Source organism: Actinacidiphila guanduensis (assembly GCF_900103985.1).
GTDB classification, from domain to species: domain Bacteria; phylum Actinomycetota; class Actinomycetes; order Streptomycetales; family Streptomycetaceae; genus Actinacidiphila; species Actinacidiphila guanduensis.
The window spans coordinates 12,568-28,605 of sequence record NZ_FNIE01000030.1 but is presented as its reverse complement, the minus strand read 5'-3'; the positions used below and the strand labels follow the sequence as shown (position 1 = coordinate 28,605).

The window sequence follows — 16,038 nt, the reverse complement described above, 5'->3', positions numbered from 1 at the left end:
CCGCGGGCCGGCTGCCGGGCCTTCGGGTGCGGTCGGCCGCTCTCGGGCTGGGCGCGGGCCTGGGCTTCGGCGTGGTGACGCTGGCGGTACGCCTCATCCCCCATCTGTCGCCCGGCGCGATCGTGACCGACCCGGCGACGTACGCCCTGCTGCTGGCCGGCGGCGCGGGCTTCCTGCTGCTCACCTCGGCCCTGCAACACGGCTCGGTGACCATCGCCACTGCGGCCATGGTGCTCGGCGAGACGTTCGGCCCGGCGATCGTGGGCGTGGTGGCACTCGGCGACCGCACCCGCCCCGGCCTCGCCCCGCTCGGCGTGGCGGGCTACGGCCTCGCCGTCCTCGGCGCACTCGCCCTGGTCCGGTTCGGCGAAGGCGGCGCCCCACCGGACCCGACGCCCTCCGACCACGTCCACCCGGTCACCGTCGACATCCACTGACCGGCGACGGCCGCGCGGCAGCCCCGCCCCTCGGCGCAGTGACAGCGAGGCCGCGTCCTGGTCCGCCACGAGGGGCGCGGTCGAGCGCCGCTCCCAAGGCGTCAAGGGACCGCTCGCGGTCGCTTCGGTCGTCGTGCGGCACCGCCTTCGACCTGTGCGGGCCCAGCGCACCGGGACGCCGGGCCCGGACCTGGGCTACTCGGCAGGCAGGGTCGCCCGCATCGCCTTGGCCGTGGCAGCCGCGTCGTAGCCCTCGGGGACACCCTCGACCAGGATGATGTCGCCTTCGATGTGCCGCGAGCGCAGGGGGGCGATCTCCTGGTAGGCGGGTGAGTCCCACCAGGCCCGCGCCTCGGCGATTCCGGGGAAGCCGATCACCACGACGTGCCCGGGCCAGCTGCCCTCCTTCACCTCGTGCGGTGTCGCGTGCACGAGGAATCGGCCGCCGTACGGCTCGAAGGTGGCGCTGATGCGCTCGATGTACTCGACGATCTCGGGGACCAGAGTGGCCTCTTGCAGGTGCGCTATGGCGTAGGCGGGCATGGTGTCCCTCCAGTCGGTCGGCTCCGTACACAGCCGATCATGGCATGCCGCACACAGCAGAATCGAAGGGACGACCTGCCAAGTCCGGGCCTACCCTTCGTGGATGGACTGGAGCAGGTGGCACGAGCAGTACGACCTGGCGGACTCCTGGCTGGCGCGGCGGTTGCGAACCGTGCAGGCGCGGATCGACACCGCTCTGTCGGAGGCACCGGAGGGCGAGTTGAAGGTGATCAGCCTCTGCGCCGGGGAGGGGCGCGATCTCCTGCCCGTTCTGGCCCGGCACCCCCGCCGCGACGACGTACGGGCGCGGCTGGTCGAGTTGGACCCGCGCAACGTGGCGGCCGCGAGGGAGCGGGCCGAAGCGGCCGGCCTGCGCCACGTGGAGGTCGTGGCCGGCGACGCCGGACTCATCGACCAGTACGAGGGCATGGCACCCGCGGACCTCGTCCTCATCTGCGGCGTCTTCGGCAACATCACCGACCGCGCGATCGAGGGCACCGTCGCCGCGTGCAGCCGGCTGTGCAGGACCGGCGCAACCGTCGTCTGGACCCGGCACCGCGGCGCGCCCGACCTCGTCCCGCAGATCTGCGCGTGGTTCGAAGCGCGGGACTTCGAGCGCCGCTGGCTGTCCCCGGCGGACGTCACCTTCGGCGTGGGCGCACACCGGTTCGCCGGAACACCGAGCCCCCTGCGCCACGGCGCCCGCCTCTTCGAGTTCGTCGGCTACGACGTGCTCGCCAAGGCCGCGGCCGAACCGCACGGGAGCGAGGGCACGGACCGAGGCGAACCCTCATAGCCGGGCGCCCGTCCTCGGGCACACCTCGTACGCCCGGCGGGGGCAGCACACCCACGAACCGCGCCGCGGGGGCAACCATCCGCGGCTCCACCGAGTCTGCGTTGACGTGCGTAAGCGACTTGCCGCGTCTGTCGCGGTCACCGTGTGCTGGGTCTCCCTCGGCGTGGCGGGCTGCTCCGGCGGCTCCAACGGCTCCGGCGGCGGTCACGCGACCGCGTCCGCCCAGCCGGCCGTGTCCTGCTCCCCGACTCACGGGCACCCCAAGCCCGTTCCGTACGACTTCGGCGGCACCGGAAGAGCCGACCTCGTCCTCCCCGACACCGGCGCCACCGTCCAGGGCGTACGGGACGCCGGGTACGCCGCCGTGCTGCCCGGCGGCAGCCAGGGCCCGGACCCGAAGCACGCGCGGCTGCTGACGCAGAACGGCATCGGCGAGGGCCCCGCGGGCCAGGGCGCCTACTTCGGCGCGGCCACCGCCTCCGCCGACCTCGACGGCGACGGCAAGGCCGACCTCGTCGTCCAGGCCGGCTACAGCACGCTGTTCGTGCTGTGGAGCGGCGGCACTGCCGACGGCAAGCCCGCACGGCTGCACGGCGCCCACCCCTTCACCGGCGACTTCGACGGCGACGGACACGCCGACCTCGCCACCACGGGCAGCTCCCCGTTCACCGAGACCATCGCCTACGGTCCCTTCGACCGCTCCGGCAATCCCGCCCGCACCGCGACCGTGCGCCTGCCCGTGGACCGGCCCGCCGGCAAGGCGGACCCCTTCCTCGACGAGCAGGTCGTGGCAGTCGGCGACATCAACGGCGACGGGCGCAGCGACCTGATCACCTCCTGGGCCACCGAGTACACGGACATCGCCCCGACCCCGCGCGCCACCGTCGTCTGGTACGGCACGGCCACCGGCGTCACCCGCGGCCCCCGGCTGAAGGACGCCAAGGGCCAGGACATCTACGGCAGTTCGTACGGCGAGCCCCTGGCCGTGGGCGACTTCGACGGTGACGGGTGCGACGACATCGCCGTCGGCCTGCCGAACGAGCTGGGACCGCAGCAGGAGGAGCCGGGCCCGCCGAAGGACGGCAGCCGGCTGACCGTCTGGTACGGCGGCGCGAAGCGCACCCCGCTCACCCTGACGGCCGCGACCGCCGGGCTGCCCGGGGCACTGGTCGCCGACGGGTTCGGCGGGCTGCCGGTGGCGGGGGACGTGAACGGGGACGGTACCGCGGACCTCGCCTTCTTCGCCGAGCCGCGCAAGGGCGCGCCGAGCGAGGTGCTGGTGCTGCGGGGCGGCCCGCACGGGCTGACCACCTCCGCCGCCCAGCTCCTGCCCGGCCGCGACGCGACCGCGATGACGATGCTCGACACCGACGGCGACGGCCGTGTCGACCTCGTCACCGGCGCCCCGCACGACCAGCCGCCGAGCGTGACGGTGCTGCGCGGCAGCGCCGAGGGCCTGGACGCGAGCCACCCGCTGACGATCACCTCGGACGGTCTGGGCACGCCGCTGCCGCCGGACGGGCCGGGCTACGGTACGGGCTTCGGCTCCGCCTTCGGCCGGTGAGCGGCGCTGCAGACGCGGGTGGCGGGAGTGCGCGGGGGTGGCGGTCGTACGAACGCGGCGGCCGGGCCGACAGGACGGTGCCGCGTTCAAGCCGCACGGCCGGCCTCGCGCGGACGGCGCCCGCTCCGGCCCCCGGCCGCACCTGCGCCCCGGCGAAGGGCAGGCACTCCGTACCCGTACCCGAGCGGCCGGCTGACCGGCGCCTTTAACCGGGTGCGCCGGGGCGGGCCGCACGGCGATACTGCCGCTCATGCCGATCACCGCCGTCTCGCCCGACGTCTCACTCGCCTACGAGACCTTCGGTGACCCCGCCGACCCCACCGTCCTGCTCGTGATGGGCTTCGGGGCCCAACTCATCGCCTGGGACGAGGACTTCTGCCGCGCGCTCGCCGACCGCGGCCGCCATGTGGTCCGTTACGACAACCGCGACTGCGGGCTGTCCACCAGGTTCGACCACCACCCCGTCGACATGGGCGCGTTCATCGCGGCCGTCACCTCCGGCGACATCGCGGCCGCCCTGGCGATGATCCCGTACACGCTGCGGGACATGGCCGACGACGGCCTCGGCCTGCTCACCGCCCTCGGCGTCGAGCGCGCGCATGTCGTCGGCTCCTCGATGGGCGGCATGATCGCCCAGACGATGGCCGTCGCGCACCCCGAACGCGTACTGACCCTCACCTCGATGATGTCCTCCACCGGCGAGCCCGAGTACGGCCGGGCGAGCCCGGAGGCCCAAGCGGTGCTGTTCCGGCCGCGGCCGGCCGACCGCGAGGGCTACATCGCCGCCGCCGAACGGGACCTGGTGTGGGCGTCCAAGCGCTACGGTGACGTACGGGCCCTGCGCGAGCTGGCCGCCGCCGGCTACGACCGCGCCCACCACCCGGCCGGTACCGCCCGCCAGTTGGGGGCGATGGTGCTGGCCGGTTCCCGCGCCGAGGCGCTGCGCGGCCTCACGGTGCCGACCCTGGTCGTCCACGGCCTGGACGACACGCTGATCGACCCGAGCGGCGGCCGGCGGACGGCGGAGCTGATCCCGGGCGCGCGGCTGATGCTCGTCCCGGACATGGGCCACGACCGTCCGCGTGAGCTGTGGCCGCAGCTCATCGACGCGCTGGCCGCGCACACGGCCTGACGCCGGGCTCGGCCGCTCGACGGCGACGGCTCACAGGGCCCGGTGCATGATGTGCAGGCCGACGTAGCCGCGGGCCGGGTGGCGGAAGCCCTCCGGGAGGGTGCCGACGATGTCGAAGCCGAGGGAGCGGTAGAGGTGGACGGCGGGCTCGTTCGTCTCCACCACCGCGTTGAACTGCATCGCGCGGAAGCCGGCCGCCCGCGCCCACTCCAGCGTGTACGTGACGAGGGCGCGCCCGACGCCGCGGCCGGAGTGCGCCGGGGCGACCATGTAGCTCGCGGACGCGATGTGCGAGGCGTTGCCCAGGTGGTTCCGGTTCATCTTCGCCGACCCGAGCACGGTGCCGGCCTCGTCCACGGCGACGACCGTGCGGTCGGGCGCGGCGAGCATCCAGGTCGCGCGCGCCTGCTCCTCGGTGAGGTCGGCCGGGTAGGTGAAGGTGTCGCCCGCGGCGACGATCTCGTGGAAGAACGGCCAGATGTCCGGCCAGTCCTCGGCGGCGGCTTCCCTGATCGGCATCGGCCCAGCGTGCCCGCGCGGGACCCCGCGCTTCCACTCCTTTTTCCGCGGGGGCCGTCTCACCCCTCGCGCCCGGGCGGATCGGGGCAGGGGCCCTGCGGCGGGCACCGTACGAGGTCGCGGCACACGTATCCGCCCGCGGTGTAGTACCGCGTCACCTGGTCGCCGGGCTCCTCCCCCAGCCGCGCCCGCGCGTACCGGAGCACGGTCTCGACGGGAACCCCGTGCTCCATGGGCGGCGAGGCCCGCACCTCGCGCTCCAGCCACGCCAGGGCGCTGTCCACATCCGTGAAGGTCCCCACGAGCATGCTCCGCGGCTTGCGCACCCAGTCCGCGACGAGCAGCGGCGGCGCGACCACCGACGGATCCCGCGCCTCCCGATCCGAAGGCCGCCCCCCACCGCTGTAGCTGTACGCGTGCCAATGCACGATCCGGCGCCTTTCGGGTCGAACCTCCTGATCATCCGACTGTAGGCACGCGGTGGCGCAGATCCTCGGACCCTTCCGGGGGCTTGCGCAACGTCACGCGAATGACTCCATGACGGGCGGCGACGACCGCCCTCACGGGGCGCACACGGCCGTGGCGGCCTCGGTGCCGCCAGGCACGCGCCGCACGCCTGTCAGCGCGGCTGCTTCCGGCGGGGGTGGTGGGTGGTGAGGGCTGATTCCAGGGTGACCAGGGCGCCCAGGGCCAGGACGGTCAGGGCGATCGTGCGGAGGGACGTGGTGGCCGCTGTCGTGAAGGCCGAGACGACCTCGGGGACCTGGGCGGGCGGGGTCGTGGCCAGGGCCTGGGCCACCGTGTGCGGGTGGGACGAGGACGAGGGCGGCAGGAGGGAGGTGAAGCGGGAGGTGAGCAGCGTGCCGATCACCGCGACACCCAGCGCGCTGCCGAACTCCCTTGTCGTGGCCTGCAGTCCAGCGCCCACGCCCGCCTGGGAGGGAGGCAGGGCCGTGGCGATGGCGCCCGAGAGCGTGGGCAGCGCGAGGGTGACGCCGACGCCGGTGACCACGAGCCACAGTGCGTACACCGCGTACGGGGTCGAGGAGCCGCCGGTGGAGAGGCCGAACAGGCCGCCGCCCACGAAGGCGAAGGCGAGCGCGGTGGTCGCGCCCGTGCCGAACCGCCGGGCGAAACGGCCCACTCGGCCGCCGAGGAGAATGATCGGCACCGTCAGCGGCACGATCCCGAAGCCCGTCTCCAGCACGCTGAACCCCTTGCCGTACTGCAGGAAGGACGCGTTGACGTAGAAGAGCGCGAACATGCCGAAGAAGACGGCCGTCATGCCGAGGCTCGCGCTGCGCAACCCCGGCAGCCGGAACAGCCGCGGGTCCAGCAGCGGGTGGGCGACGCGTAGTTCGACCACGACCCACACCGTGAAGAGGACGGCCGCGCAGGCGAACCCGGCGACGACGACCGCGCTCCCCCACCCCGCCTCGGGCCCCTGCACGATGCCGAGCAGCAGCGCCAGGCAGGCCAGGACGAGCAGCAGCGCGCCGGCCGGGTCCAGCCGCCGGTCGTGCCGGGCCGAGACGGGCGCGGTGCGGTGGACGACGGCCGCGAGGAGCAGGGCGAGCGGCACCGCGGCCGCGAACAGCCAGCGCCAGGAGCCGCTCATCAGCAGCGCACCGCCCCCGACGTTGCCGACGACGCCGCCGATGCCGGTCATGGACGCCCATGTGGCGATGGTCGCGGGGCGCCGCTGCGGCGGCACCGCGTGCAGGAGGACGGCGAGTGTGTTGGGCAGGACGGCGGCGGCGCCGACCCCGCTGACGGCCCGGCCGGCGAGCGCCACGGCGACATCGGGCGCGAGCGCGGACACGGCGGCGCCCAGCGCGAAGACGACGAGGCCCACGAGCAGCACGCCTTTGCGGCCGAACCGGTCGCCGGCCGCGCCGCCGGGGATCACCAGGCAGGCGAAGAAGACGACGTAGAGGTCGACGATCCACACGAGCGCGGAGGCCGACGGGTGCAGGCCGCTCGCGGCGAGCATCGGCACCGCGAGGTTGACGGCGGCGACCATGCCGACGACGAGGACGACGCAGGCGCACATGGCCGCGAGCAGGCCGCGCGGTGAGGACCCGGGCGCGGCGGCCTCGCGCGCACCGGAGGACGTGGCAGTAGTGGACATGGGAACGACGCTACGGATGAGCCGGCGCTGTGCGCCACGCAACTTCGGCAAGCGAGAGTTGCGTGCGAAGCAATAAAGTGGGCTCATGGCCGACCTCGACCTCAACCTGCTGCGGGTCTTCGACGCCCTGCTGCGCGAGGGCAGCGTCACCGCCGCCTCGGAGCGGCTGCACCTGTCCGTCCCCGCGACCAGCCGCGCGCTGGGCCGGCTGCGGCGGGCCATGGGCGACCCGATCCTGGTGCGCGCGGGCCGCGGCATGGTGCCCACCCCCTTCGCCCTGCGCTCGGCCCCCCGGGTGCGCTCCCTGCTGGACGAGGCCGCCGCGCTGATCAGCGCAGACCGCGAGCTGCGGCCCGCCGAGCTGGAGCGCACCTTCACCATCCGCATCAACGACGGGGTGGCCGCCACGCTCGCCGCCGGCCTGGTGGAGGCCGCGGCCAGGCAGGCACCAGGGGTGACGCTGCGCTTCGAGGCCGAGGGCGCCGAGAGCGCGGAGGAGCTGCGGGACGGCACCGCCGATCTCGACATCGGCGTCGGCGAACCGGGCGCGCCCGACATCCGCTCGGCCCCGCTCTACCGGGAGCGGCTGGTCGGCGTCGTCCGCGCGGACAGCCCGCTCGGCCGGCGCCGCCGCCCCACCCTCGCCCAGCTCACCGAGCACCCGCACGTCTCGGCCTCCCGCCGCGGCCGCGCCCGCGGTCCCCTGGACGAGGCGCTGGAGGCGCAGGGCCTGCAGCGCAGGGTCGCGGCGATCGTGCCCACGTACGCCGTCGCGGTGCTGGTGGTGGCGACCAGCCCGTACGTCGGCCTGGTCCCCCGGCGCCTGGCCGAGCAGCACGCGGCGGCGCTGGGCCTGCGCTGGTTCCCCATCCCGGCCGAGCTTCCCGAAGTGGCGATCCGCATGCTCTGGCACAGCCGCCTGGACGCCGATCCGGCCCAACGCTGGCTCCGCGACACGGTGGTGGAGTCGCTGCGCCAGACCGCGCGATGAGCGACGGCCGGGGCCCGCGCGGCTACCCGCCCGGCCCCCGACCCACCTGGGACGCGCAGGACGTGCCGCACACGCCGACCCACCCGCTCAAGGCCGGGCTTGCCGCACGCTCCCCAACTCGCGCGCTTACGGCCGAACTTCCCGCTCAGCACCCAACCCGCCCGCTCAGGGCCGGGCTTGCCGCACGCGCGCCAACCCGCACGCTTACGGCCGGACTTGCCACGGAGCACCCAACCCACCCGCTCAAGGCTGGACTTGCCCCGCACGCCCCAACCCGCCCGGCCCCGCAGCCTGCTTGGCGAACCCACTGCCGTACCCGACGCATTGAGCGAAGCCTCCGGCCCTACGCCGTGCCCTGCACCGGCGCCCCCAGCCGCTCCCGGACCAGCCTGGCCGTCTCCGACGGGGTGCGGCCCACCGCCACTCCCGCGGCCTCCAGCGCCTCCTTCTTCGCCTGCGCCGTGCCCGAGGAGCCCGAGACGATCGCTCCCGCGTGGCCCATCGTCCGGCCCTCGGGGGCGGTGAAGCCCGCGACGTAGCCGACGACCGGCTTGGTGACGTGTTCCGTGATGTACGCGGCGGCGCGCTCCTCCGCGTCGCCGCCGATCTCCCCGATCATGACGACGAGTTCGGTGTCGGGGTCGGCCTCGAAGGCGGCGAGGGCGTCGATGTGGGTGGTGCCGATGACGGGGTCGCCGCCGATGCCGACGGCGGTCGAGAAGCCGATGTCCCGCAGCTCGTACATGAGTTGGTAGGTGAGCGTGCCGGACTTCGAGACCAGCCCGATCCGGCCGGGCTCGGTGATGTCGGCCGGGATGATGCCGGCGTTGGAGCGTCCCGGGCTGATCAGGCCGGGGCAGTTGGGACCGATGAGACGGGTGCCGGCGGCTTCGGCGCGGGCCCGGAAGGCGACGGTGTCGTGGACGGGCACGCCCTCGGTGATGACGACGACGAGCCCGATCCCGGCGTCCACCGCCTCGTCCACGGCGTCCTTGACGAACCGCGGCGGCACGAACACCACGCTGGTGTCGGCGCCGGTGGCGGCCATGCCGTCGGCGACGGAGCCGAAGACGGGGACCTCGCGGGAGTCGAAGGAGACACGGGTGCCGGCCTTGCGCGGGTTGACCCCGCCGACGACCGCGCTGCCGGCCGCCAGCATCCGCCGGGTGTGCTTCATGCCCTCGGTGCCGGTCATGCCCTGCACGAGGATGCGGCTGCCGCCGTCGAGGAAGATCGCCATGGTCAGTGCCCTCCCTGGCCGCTCGCGGCCAACTGCGGTCCGGTGGCGGCAAGTTCGGCGGCGCGCCGGGCGGCGCCGTCCATGGTGTCGAGCTGGGTGACCAGGGGGTGCGCGGCCGCCGCCAGGATCGCCCGCCCCTCCTGCGCGTTGTTGCCGTCGAGGCGGACGACGATCGGCTTGGTGACGACCGCCGGGTCCAGGGTGCGCAGCGCCCGCACGATGCCCTGCGCGACGGCGTCGCAGGCGGTGATGCCGCCGAAGACGTTGACGAACACCGCGCGCACGTCCGGGTCGCCGAGGACGATGCCGAGCCCGTCGGCCATGACGTCCGCCGAGGCGCCGCCGCCGATGTCGAGGAAGTTCGCGGGCGCGGCACCGCAGCGGGCCACCACGTCGAGGGTGGACATCACCAGGCCCGCGCCGTTGCCGATCACGCCGACCCGGCCGTCGAGCTTGACGTAGTTGAGTCCCTTGGCGCGGGCGGCGGCCTCCAGCGGGTCGCCGGCCTGCGGGTCCTGGTAGCCGGCGTGGTCGGGGTGGAGGATGCCCGCGTTGTCGTCGAGGGTGACCTTGCCGTCCAGGGCGACGATGCGGCCGGAGGTGGTGCGCACCAGCGGGTTGACCTCCACCAGCAGCGCGTCCTCGGCGACGAACACCCGCCACAGCGCGACGAGTGCGGGGACCGCGGCCTCCGGCAGCCCGCCCGCGGCCGCGATCTCGCGCGCCTTGGCCTCGGTGACGCCCTCCTCGGCGTCGATCGGGACGCGGGCCAGGGCCTCCGGGCGGGTGGCGGCGACCTCCTCGATGTCCATGCCGCCCTCGGCGGAGGCCATGGCGAGGAAGGTGCGGTGCGTGCGGTCCAGCAGGTAGGAGACGTAGAACTCGGCGTCGATGTCGGCCGGTTCGGCGAGCATCACCCGCCGCACCTGGTGGCCCTTGATGCGCATGCCGAGGATCGCGGCCGCGTGCGCCTCGGCCTCGTCCATCGTGGTGGCGAGCCGCACACCGCCGGCCTTGCCCCGGCCGCCGGTCTTGACCTGGGCCTTGACCACCGCGGCGCCACCGAGCCGGCGGGCGGCGGCGCGGGCGCGGGCCGGGTCGTCGGCCACCTCGGCGGGCAGCACGGGCACCCCGTGCCGGGCGAAGAGTTCGTGTGCCTGGTACTCGAACAGATCCATCGTCAACACGCCTTCCGGTGAAGGGGTCCCGCGGGGAAACCCGGTGAAAGCCGGTGCACGCCCCTGGACATCGACTCGCGGATACGGGATAACAACTGCATACAGTATTCGTGTCCTGTATGCAATGTACGAAGCCGAAGCATGCGAGGCACGGGCAGATACGCGACCGGCCCGCGCCCACACGTCTCCTGGAAGGACCCGGCGCATGTCGAACCCGTCCCACCGATCCACCCCCGCCACCTCACCGGCCCCCGCGGGCGAGGCCGACGGCGAGCCCGCCGAACTCGTCTCCGGCGGCCACCTCGTGGCAAGGGCCCTCAAAGCCGAGGGAGTCGACGTCGTCTACACCCTGTGCGGCGGCCACATCATCGACATCTACGACGGCTGCGTCGACGAGGGCATCGAGGTGGTGGACGTCCGCCACGAGCAGGTCGCCGCCCACGCCGCCGACGGCTACGCCCGCCTGACCGGCCGGCCCGGCGTCGCGGTCGTCACCGCCGGGCCCGGCACCACCGACGCGGTCACCGGCGTCGCCAACGCCTTCCGTGCCGAGAGCCCGATGCTGCTGATCGGCGGCCAAGGAGCCCTCAGCCAGCACAAGATGGGCTCGCTGCAGGACCTGCCGCACGTCGACATGATGACGCCGATCACCAAGTTCGCCGCCACCGTGCCGGACACCGCACGGGCCGCCGACATGGTCTCCATGGCCTTTCGCGAGTGCTTCAACGGCGCCCCCGGACCGTCCTTCCTGGAGATCCCGCGCGACGTACTGGACGCCAAGGTGCCCGCCGAGCGCGCCCGCGTACCGAAGGCCGGGCACTACCGGGCCTCCACCCGCAGCGCCGGCGACCCCGAGGACGTCGAGCGCCTGGCCGACCTGCTCGTGCACGCCGAGCGCCCGGCGATCCTGCTCGGCTCCCAGGTGTGGACCTCGCGCGCCACCGACGCCGCGATCGAGCTGGTCCGCACCCTCAACGTGCCCGCGTACATGAACGGCGCGGGCCGCGGCACCCTGCCGCCCGGCGACCCGCACCACTTCCAGCTCTCCCGGCGGCACGCGTTCTCCGCCGCCGACCTGATCGTCATCGTCGGCACGCCCTTCGACTTCCGGATGGGCTACGGCAAGCGGCTCTCACCGGCCGCGACGGTGGTGCAGATCGACCTGGACTACCGCACCGTGGGCCGCAACCGCGACATCGACCTCGGCATCGTCGGCGACCCCGGCCGCATCCTGTCCGCCGTCACCGAGGCGGCCTCCGGGCGGATCAACGGCGGCGCGGCCCGCCGCAAGGAGTGGCTGGACGAACTGCGCGCGGTGGAGGCCAAGGCGCTGGACAAGCGGCTGCCGCAACTGCGCTCGGACGCCTCCCCCATCCACCCCTACCGGCTGGTCAGCGAGATCAACGACTTCCTCACCGAGGACTCCGTCTACATCGGCGACGGCGGCGACATCGTCACCTTCTCCGGCCAGGTCGTCCAGCCCAAGTCGCCCGGCCACTGGATGGACCCCGGCCCGCTGGGCACCCTCGGCGTCGGCATCCCCTTCGTCCTGGCCGCCAAGCAGGCCCGCCCCGACAAGGAGGTCGTCGCCCTCTTCGGCGACGGCGCCTTCTCCCTGACCGGCTGGGACTTCGAGACGCTCGTCCGCTACGACCTGCCCTTCGTCGGCATCGTCGGCAACAACTCCTCGATGAACCAGATCCGTTACGGCCAGGCCCAGAAATACGGCCCGGAGCGCGAGCGGGTCGGCAACACCCTCGGCGACGTCCACTACGACAAGTTCGCCCAGATGCTGGGCGGTTACGGCGAGGAGGTGCGCGACCCCGCCGACATCGCGCCCGCGCTGCGCCGCGCCCGCGAGTCCGGCAAGCCCTCGCTGATCAACGTGTGGGTCGACCCGGACGCCTACGCCCCCGGAACGATGAACCAGACCATGTACAAGTGAGGAGGCTGCGCGATGACAGCCACGACAGCCACGACTCCTGAAACCCCGCCCGCGGCACCCGCGTTGGCCGGCGTGCGCGTGCTGGACATGACCCACGTGCAGTCCGGCCCCTCGGCCACCCAGATCCTCGCCTGGCTCGGCGCCGACGTGGTCAAGCTGGAGGCCCCCACCGGCGACATCACCCGCCGCCAGCTGCGCGACGTGCCTGGCGCCGACAGCCTCTACTTCACCATGCTCAACGGCAACAAGCGCTCCATCACCCTGAACACCAAGACCGAGCGCGGCAAGGAGCTGCTCACCGAGCTGATCCGCCGCTCGGACGTACTGGTGGAGAACTTCGGCCCGGGCGCGGTGGACCGGATGGGCTTCACCTGGGAGCGGGTGCGCGAGATCAACCCGCGGATCGTCTACGCCTCCATCAAGGGCTTCGGCGAGGGCCCGTACACCGCGTTCAAGGCGTACGAGGTGGTCGCCCAGGCCATGGGCGGCTCGATGGCCACCACCGGCTTCGAGGACGGGCCGCCGATGGCCACCGGCGCGCAGATCGGCGACTCGGGCACCGGCATGCACGCGGTGGCCGCGATCCTGGCCGCGCTGCTGCAGCGCACCCGCACCGGCCGCGGCCAGCGGGTCAACGTGGCGATGCAGCACGCCGTGCTCAACTTGTGCCGGGTCAAACTGCGCGACCAGCAGCGCCTGGCGCACGGCCCGCTGGCGGAGTACCCGAACGAGGACTTCGGCGACGAGGTACCGCGCTCGGGCAACGCCAGCGGCGGCGGGCAGCCCGGCTGGGCGGTGCGCTGCGCCCCCGGCGGGCCCAACGACTACGTGTACGTGATCGTGCAGCCGGTCGGCTGGCAGCCGCTGACCGCGCTGATCGGCCGGCCCGAACTGGCCGACGACCCCGAGTGGGCCACGCCCGAGGCCCGGCTGCCCAAGCTCGGCAAGATGTTCCAGCTGATCGAGGAGTGGACGGCGACGCTGCCCAAGTGGCAGGTCCTCGAAGCGCTCAACGCGCACAACATCCCCTGCGGGCCGATCCTTTCGACCAAGGAGATCATCGAGGACCCGAGCCTGCGCGCCAACGGCATCGTCGTCGAGGTCGACCACCCCGAGCGCGGCACGTACATCACCGTCGGCAGCCCGCTGAAGCTGTCGGACTCCGCCGTGCCGATCCGCCGCTCGCCGCTGCTCGGCGAGCACAACGAGGAGGTCTACGTGGCCGAACTGGGCCTGACGGCCGACGAGTTGCCGCAACTGCGGGCGAGCGGGGTGATCTGAGCGATGGCCGTGCAAGCACAGGAGCCGGCGCAGGACCGCTCGCGGCGGGACGAGGAGCGGCAGGCCCGCGAGCAGGTGGCCGCCGTGCTGGCGGCGGTGCGGGCCGACGGACGCAACGCGCTGACCGCGCCGGAGGGCAAGCTGGTCGCCGACGCGTACGGCATCGCCACCCCCGGCGAGGGGCTGGCCGCCGATGTGGACGCGGCGGTGGCGCTGGCCGCGCGGTTCGACGGGCCGGTGGTGCTGAAGATCGTCTCACCGGACATCCTGCACAAGTCCGAGGCCGGCGGCGTGGTCGTCGGCGTGACGGGGGCCACCCAGGTGCGGGCGGCGTTCCACCGGATCGTGGCGAGCGTCCGCGCCCACGCGCCGGCCGCCCGGATCGACGGGGTGCAGGTGCAGCAGATGCTGCCGGCCGGCCAGGAGGTCATCGTCGGGGCGGTCACCGACCCGACGTTCGGCAAGGTGGTGGCCTTCGGGCTCGGCGGGGTGCTGGTCGAGGTGCTGCGGGACGTGACGTTCCGCCTCGCCCCGGTCGACACCGACGAGGCAGCCTCGATGCTGGACTCCATCAAGGCCGCGCAGGTGCTGCGCGGGGTGCGCGGGGCGCCGCCGGTGGACCGCTGGGCGCTGGTGGAGCAGATCCGCCGGGTCTCGCGGCTGGTCACGGACTTCCCCGAGATCGCCGAGGTGGACCTCAACCCGGTGATCGCCACGCCCGAGGGCGCGCTCGCCGCCGACATCCGGATCATCCTGGCCGAGGGCGCGCCCGTGGAGCGGCCGCGGTTCTCCCGCGAGGAGATCCTGACCGCGATGAACCGGCTGATGCGGCCGCGCTCGGTCGCGGTGATCGGCGCCTCCAACGAGGCGGGCAAGATCGGCAACTCGGTGATGCGCAACCTGGTGGACGGCGGCTTCGCCGGCGACATCCACCCGGTGAACCCCAAGGCCGACGACATCGCGGGCCGCAAGGCGTACGCCTCGGTGCTGGACGTGCCCGGCGAGGTGGACGTGGCGGTCTTCGCGATCCCGGCCCGCTTCGTGGCGGCCGCGCTGCGCGAGGCCGGCCGCAAGGGCATCCCCACCGCGGTGCTCATCCCCTCCGGCTTCGCCGAGACCGGCGAGCAGGCGCTGCAGGACGAAGTGGTCGCCGTGGCCCGGGAGTACGGCATCCGGCTGCTCGGCCCGAACATCTACGGCTACTACTCCACCTGGCAGGACCTGTGCGCCACCTTCTGCACGCCCTACGACGTGAAGGGCCCGGTGGCGCTCAGCTCGCAGTCCGGCGGCATCGGCATGGCCATCCTCGGCTTCGCCCGCACCACCCGCACCGGTGTCTCGGCGATCGTGGGCCTCGGCAACAAGTCGGATGTCGACGAGGACGACCTGCTCACCTACTTCGGTGAGGACGAGCACACCTCCTGCATCGCCATGCACCTGGAAGACCTCAAGGACGGGCGGGCGTTCGTGGCGGCGGCCCGGGCGACCGTGCCGAAGAAGCCGGTCGTGGTGCTGAAGGCCGGGCGCACCAGCGCCGGGGCACGGGCGGCCGGGTCGCACACCGGCGCGCTGGCCGGCGACGACAAGGTGTACGACGACATCCTGCGGCAGGCCGGGGTGATCAGGGCGCCGGGGCTGAAGGACATGCTGGAGTACGCCCGCGCGCTGCCGGTGCTGCCCACACCCAAGGGCGACAACGTGGTGATCATCACCGGCGCCGGCGGCTCGGGCGTCCTGCTCTCGGACGCCTGTGTCGACAACGGGCTGACCCTGATGGAGATCCCGCCGGACCTCGACGCCGCCTTCATGCGCTACATCCCGCCCTTCGGCGCCGCCGGCAACCCGATCGACATCACCGGCGGCGAACCGCCCGCCACCTACGAGGCGACGATCCGGCTCGGCCTGGAGGACCCGCGGGTGCACGCCCTGGTGCTGGGCTACTGGCACACCATCGTCACCCCGCCCATGGTCTTCGCCGAACTCACCGCCCGGGTGGTCGCCGAGGCCAAGGCCAAGGGCATCGAGAAACCGGTGGTGGCCTCCCTGGCGGGCGACACCGAGGTGGAGCAGGCCGCCGCCTACCTCTTCGAGCACGGCGTGGTCGCCTACCCCTACAGCACCGAGGAGCCGGTCGCGGCCCTCGGCGCGAAGTACCGCTGGGCCCGGGCAGCCGGCCTGCTCGGCTCGCCGGGCCGGAACCGCTAGCTCAAGCGCACCACCACCGCTGCACAAGTGACGACGGGGCCGGCCGCGGCAGCCGCGCGGCCGGTCCCGCCCCGCA

Annotated in this window: 13 protein-coding genes and 1 pseudogene; 8 read left to right on the top strand and 6 right to left on the bottom strand. The window is 73.6% G+C overall.

The window, feature by feature from the left end; translation table 11 throughout:
* Positions 1–437, top strand: a pseudogene (locus BLR33_RS33970) (hypothetical protein); the annotation flags it as partial.
* A 195-nt stretch (positions 438–632) separates the two neighbouring features.
* Here BLR33_RS33970 and BLR33_RS33965 read toward each other — a convergent pair.
* Positions 633–980, bottom strand: a complete 348-nt coding sequence (locus BLR33_RS33965) for a DUF1330 domain-containing protein (protein WP_093788859.1) — start codon at positions 978–980, stop codon at positions 633–635.
* Between the two features lie 103 nt (positions 981–1,083).
* Between BLR33_RS33965 and BLR33_RS33960 the strand changes: the two genes are divergently transcribed.
* The 3 genes from BLR33_RS33960 (at position 1,084) to BLR33_RS33950 (ending at position 4,472) form a co-directional block, all read left to right on the top strand.
* Positions 1,084–1,776, top strand: a complete 693-nt coding sequence (locus BLR33_RS33960) for a class I SAM-dependent methyltransferase (RefSeq protein WP_093788857.1) — start codon at positions 1,084–1,086, stop codon at positions 1,774–1,776.
* A 106-nt stretch (positions 1,777–1,882) separates the two neighbouring features.
* Positions 1,883–3,340 (top strand): FG-GAP repeat domain-containing protein, encoded by a 1,458-nt coding sequence (locus BLR33_RS33955; protein WP_093788855.1) that lies wholly within the window; start codon positions 1,883–1,885, stop codon positions 3,338–3,340.
* Between the two features lie 250 nt (positions 3,341–3,590).
* Positions 3,591–4,472 carry an alpha/beta fold hydrolase gene (locus tag BLR33_RS33950; protein WP_093788853.1) on the top strand — a complete coding sequence of 294 codons (882 nt, stop codon included), beginning with the start codon at positions 3,591–3,593 and terminating at the stop codon, positions 4,470–4,472.
* 30 nt (positions 4,473–4,502) lie between these two features.
* Here the strand turns inward: BLR33_RS33950 and BLR33_RS33945 are convergent, their stop codons facing one another.
* The 3 genes from BLR33_RS33945 to BLR33_RS33935 all read right to left on the bottom strand — a co-directional run bounded on the left by BLR33_RS33945 (position 4,503) and on the right by BLR33_RS33935 (position 7,122).
* Positions 4,503–4,991 carry a GNAT family N-acetyltransferase gene (locus BLR33_RS33945; protein ID WP_093788851.1) on the bottom strand — a complete coding sequence of 163 codons (489 nt, stop codon included), beginning with the start codon at positions 4,989–4,991 and terminating at the stop codon, positions 4,503–4,505.
* 59 nt (positions 4,992–5,050) lie between these two features.
* The gene (locus BLR33_RS33940) at positions 5,051–5,350 is read right to left on the bottom strand and encodes a hypothetical protein (protein WP_093788849.1); all 300 of its coding nucleotides are present in this window, start codon (positions 5,348–5,350) and stop codon (positions 5,051–5,053) included.
* Between the two features lie 260 nt (positions 5,351–5,610).
* Positions 5,611–7,122 carry an MFS transporter gene (locus tag BLR33_RS33935; protein WP_218136760.1) on the bottom strand — a complete coding sequence of 504 codons (1,512 nt, stop codon included), beginning with the start codon at positions 7,120–7,122 and terminating at the stop codon, positions 5,611–5,613.
* An 85-nt stretch (positions 7,123–7,207) separates the two neighbouring features.
* Between BLR33_RS33935 and BLR33_RS33930 the strand changes: the two genes are divergently transcribed.
* The gene (locus BLR33_RS33930) at positions 7,208–8,113 is read left to right on the top strand and encodes a LysR family transcriptional regulator (protein ID WP_093788845.1); all 906 of its coding nucleotides are present in this window, start codon (positions 7,208–7,210) and stop codon (positions 8,111–8,113) included.
* 343 nt (positions 8,114–8,456) lie between these two features.
* Here BLR33_RS33930 and sucD read toward each other — a convergent pair whose 3' ends face one another.
* Positions 8,457–9,353: a succinate--CoA ligase subunit alpha gene (sucD, locus tag BLR33_RS33925; protein ID WP_093788843.1), complete on the bottom strand. Its 897-nt coding sequence runs from the start codon at positions 9,351–9,353 to the stop codon at positions 8,457–8,459.
* 2 nt (positions 9,354–9,355) lie between these two features.
* Complete coding sequence (sucC, locus tag BLR33_RS33920) at positions 9,356–10,531, bottom strand: ADP-forming succinate--CoA ligase subunit beta (RefSeq protein WP_093788841.1); 1,176 nt, start codon at positions 10,529–10,531, stop codon at positions 9,356–9,358.
* A gap of 205 nt (positions 10,532–10,736) precedes the next feature.
* Between sucC and BLR33_RS33915 the strand changes: the two genes are divergently transcribed.
* The 3 genes from BLR33_RS33915 to BLR33_RS33905 are packed head-to-tail and all read left to right on the top strand — an operon-like array spanning position 10,737 to position 15,962.
* A complete protein-coding gene (locus BLR33_RS33915) occupies positions 10,737–12,476 on the top strand; it encodes a thiamine pyrophosphate-binding protein (RefSeq protein ID WP_245771856.1) in 1,740 nt (579 codons plus the stop codon).
* Between the two features lie 12 nt (positions 12,477–12,488).
* Complete coding sequence (gene frc, locus BLR33_RS33910) at positions 12,489–13,757, top strand: formyl-CoA transferase (protein ID WP_093788839.1); 1,269 nt, start codon at positions 12,489–12,491, stop codon at positions 13,755–13,757.
* Positions 13,758–13,760: 3 nt separating this feature from the next.
* On the top strand, positions 13,761–15,962 hold the full coding sequence (locus BLR33_RS33905; RefSeq protein ID WP_093788837.1) for an acetate--CoA ligase family protein: 2,202 nt from the start codon (positions 13,761–13,763) through the stop codon (positions 15,960–15,962).
* Positions 15,963–16,038 lie beyond the last annotated feature (76 nt).

Bases quoted from the DNA above. Each gene is read 5' to 3' on its own strand.
- BLR33_RS33965 (WP_093788859.1), bottom strand. From the start codon at position 980: ATGCCCGCCTACGCCATAGCGCACCTGCAAGAGGCCACTCTGGTCCCC.
- BLR33_RS33960 (WP_093788857.1), top strand. From the start codon at position 1,084: ATGGACTGGAGCAGGTGGCACGAGCAGTACGACCTGGCGGACTCCTGG.
- BLR33_RS33950 (WP_093788853.1), top strand. From the start codon at position 3,591: ATGCCGATCACCGCCGTCTCGCCCGACGTCTCACTCGCCTACGAGACC.
- BLR33_RS33945 (WP_093788851.1), bottom strand. From the start codon at position 4,991: ATGCCGATCAGGGAAGCCGCCGCCGAGGACTGGCCGGACATCTGGCCG.
- BLR33_RS33935 (WP_218136760.1), bottom strand. From the start codon at position 7,122: ATGTCCACTACTGCCACGTCCTCCGGTGCGCGCGAGGCCGCCGCGCCC.
- BLR33_RS33930 (WP_093788845.1), top strand. From the start codon at position 7,208: ATGGCCGACCTCGACCTCAACCTGCTGCGGGTCTTCGACGCCCTGCTG.
- sucD (WP_093788843.1), bottom strand. From the start codon at position 9,353: ATGGCGATCTTCCTCGACGGCGGCAGCCGCATCCTCGTGCAGGGCATG.
- sucC (WP_093788841.1), bottom strand. From the start codon at position 10,531: ATGGATCTGTTCGAGTACCAGGCACACGAACTCTTCGCCCGGCACGGG.
- BLR33_RS33915 (WP_245771856.1), top strand. From the start codon at position 10,737: ATGTCGAACCCGTCCCACCGATCCACCCCCGCCACCTCACCGGCCCCC.
- frc (WP_093788839.1), top strand. From the start codon at position 12,489: ATGACAGCCACGACAGCCACGACTCCTGAAACCCCGCCCGCGGCACCC.
- BLR33_RS33905 (WP_093788837.1), top strand. From the start codon at position 13,761: ATGGCCGTGCAAGCACAGGAGCCGGCGCAGGACCGCTCGCGGCGGGAC.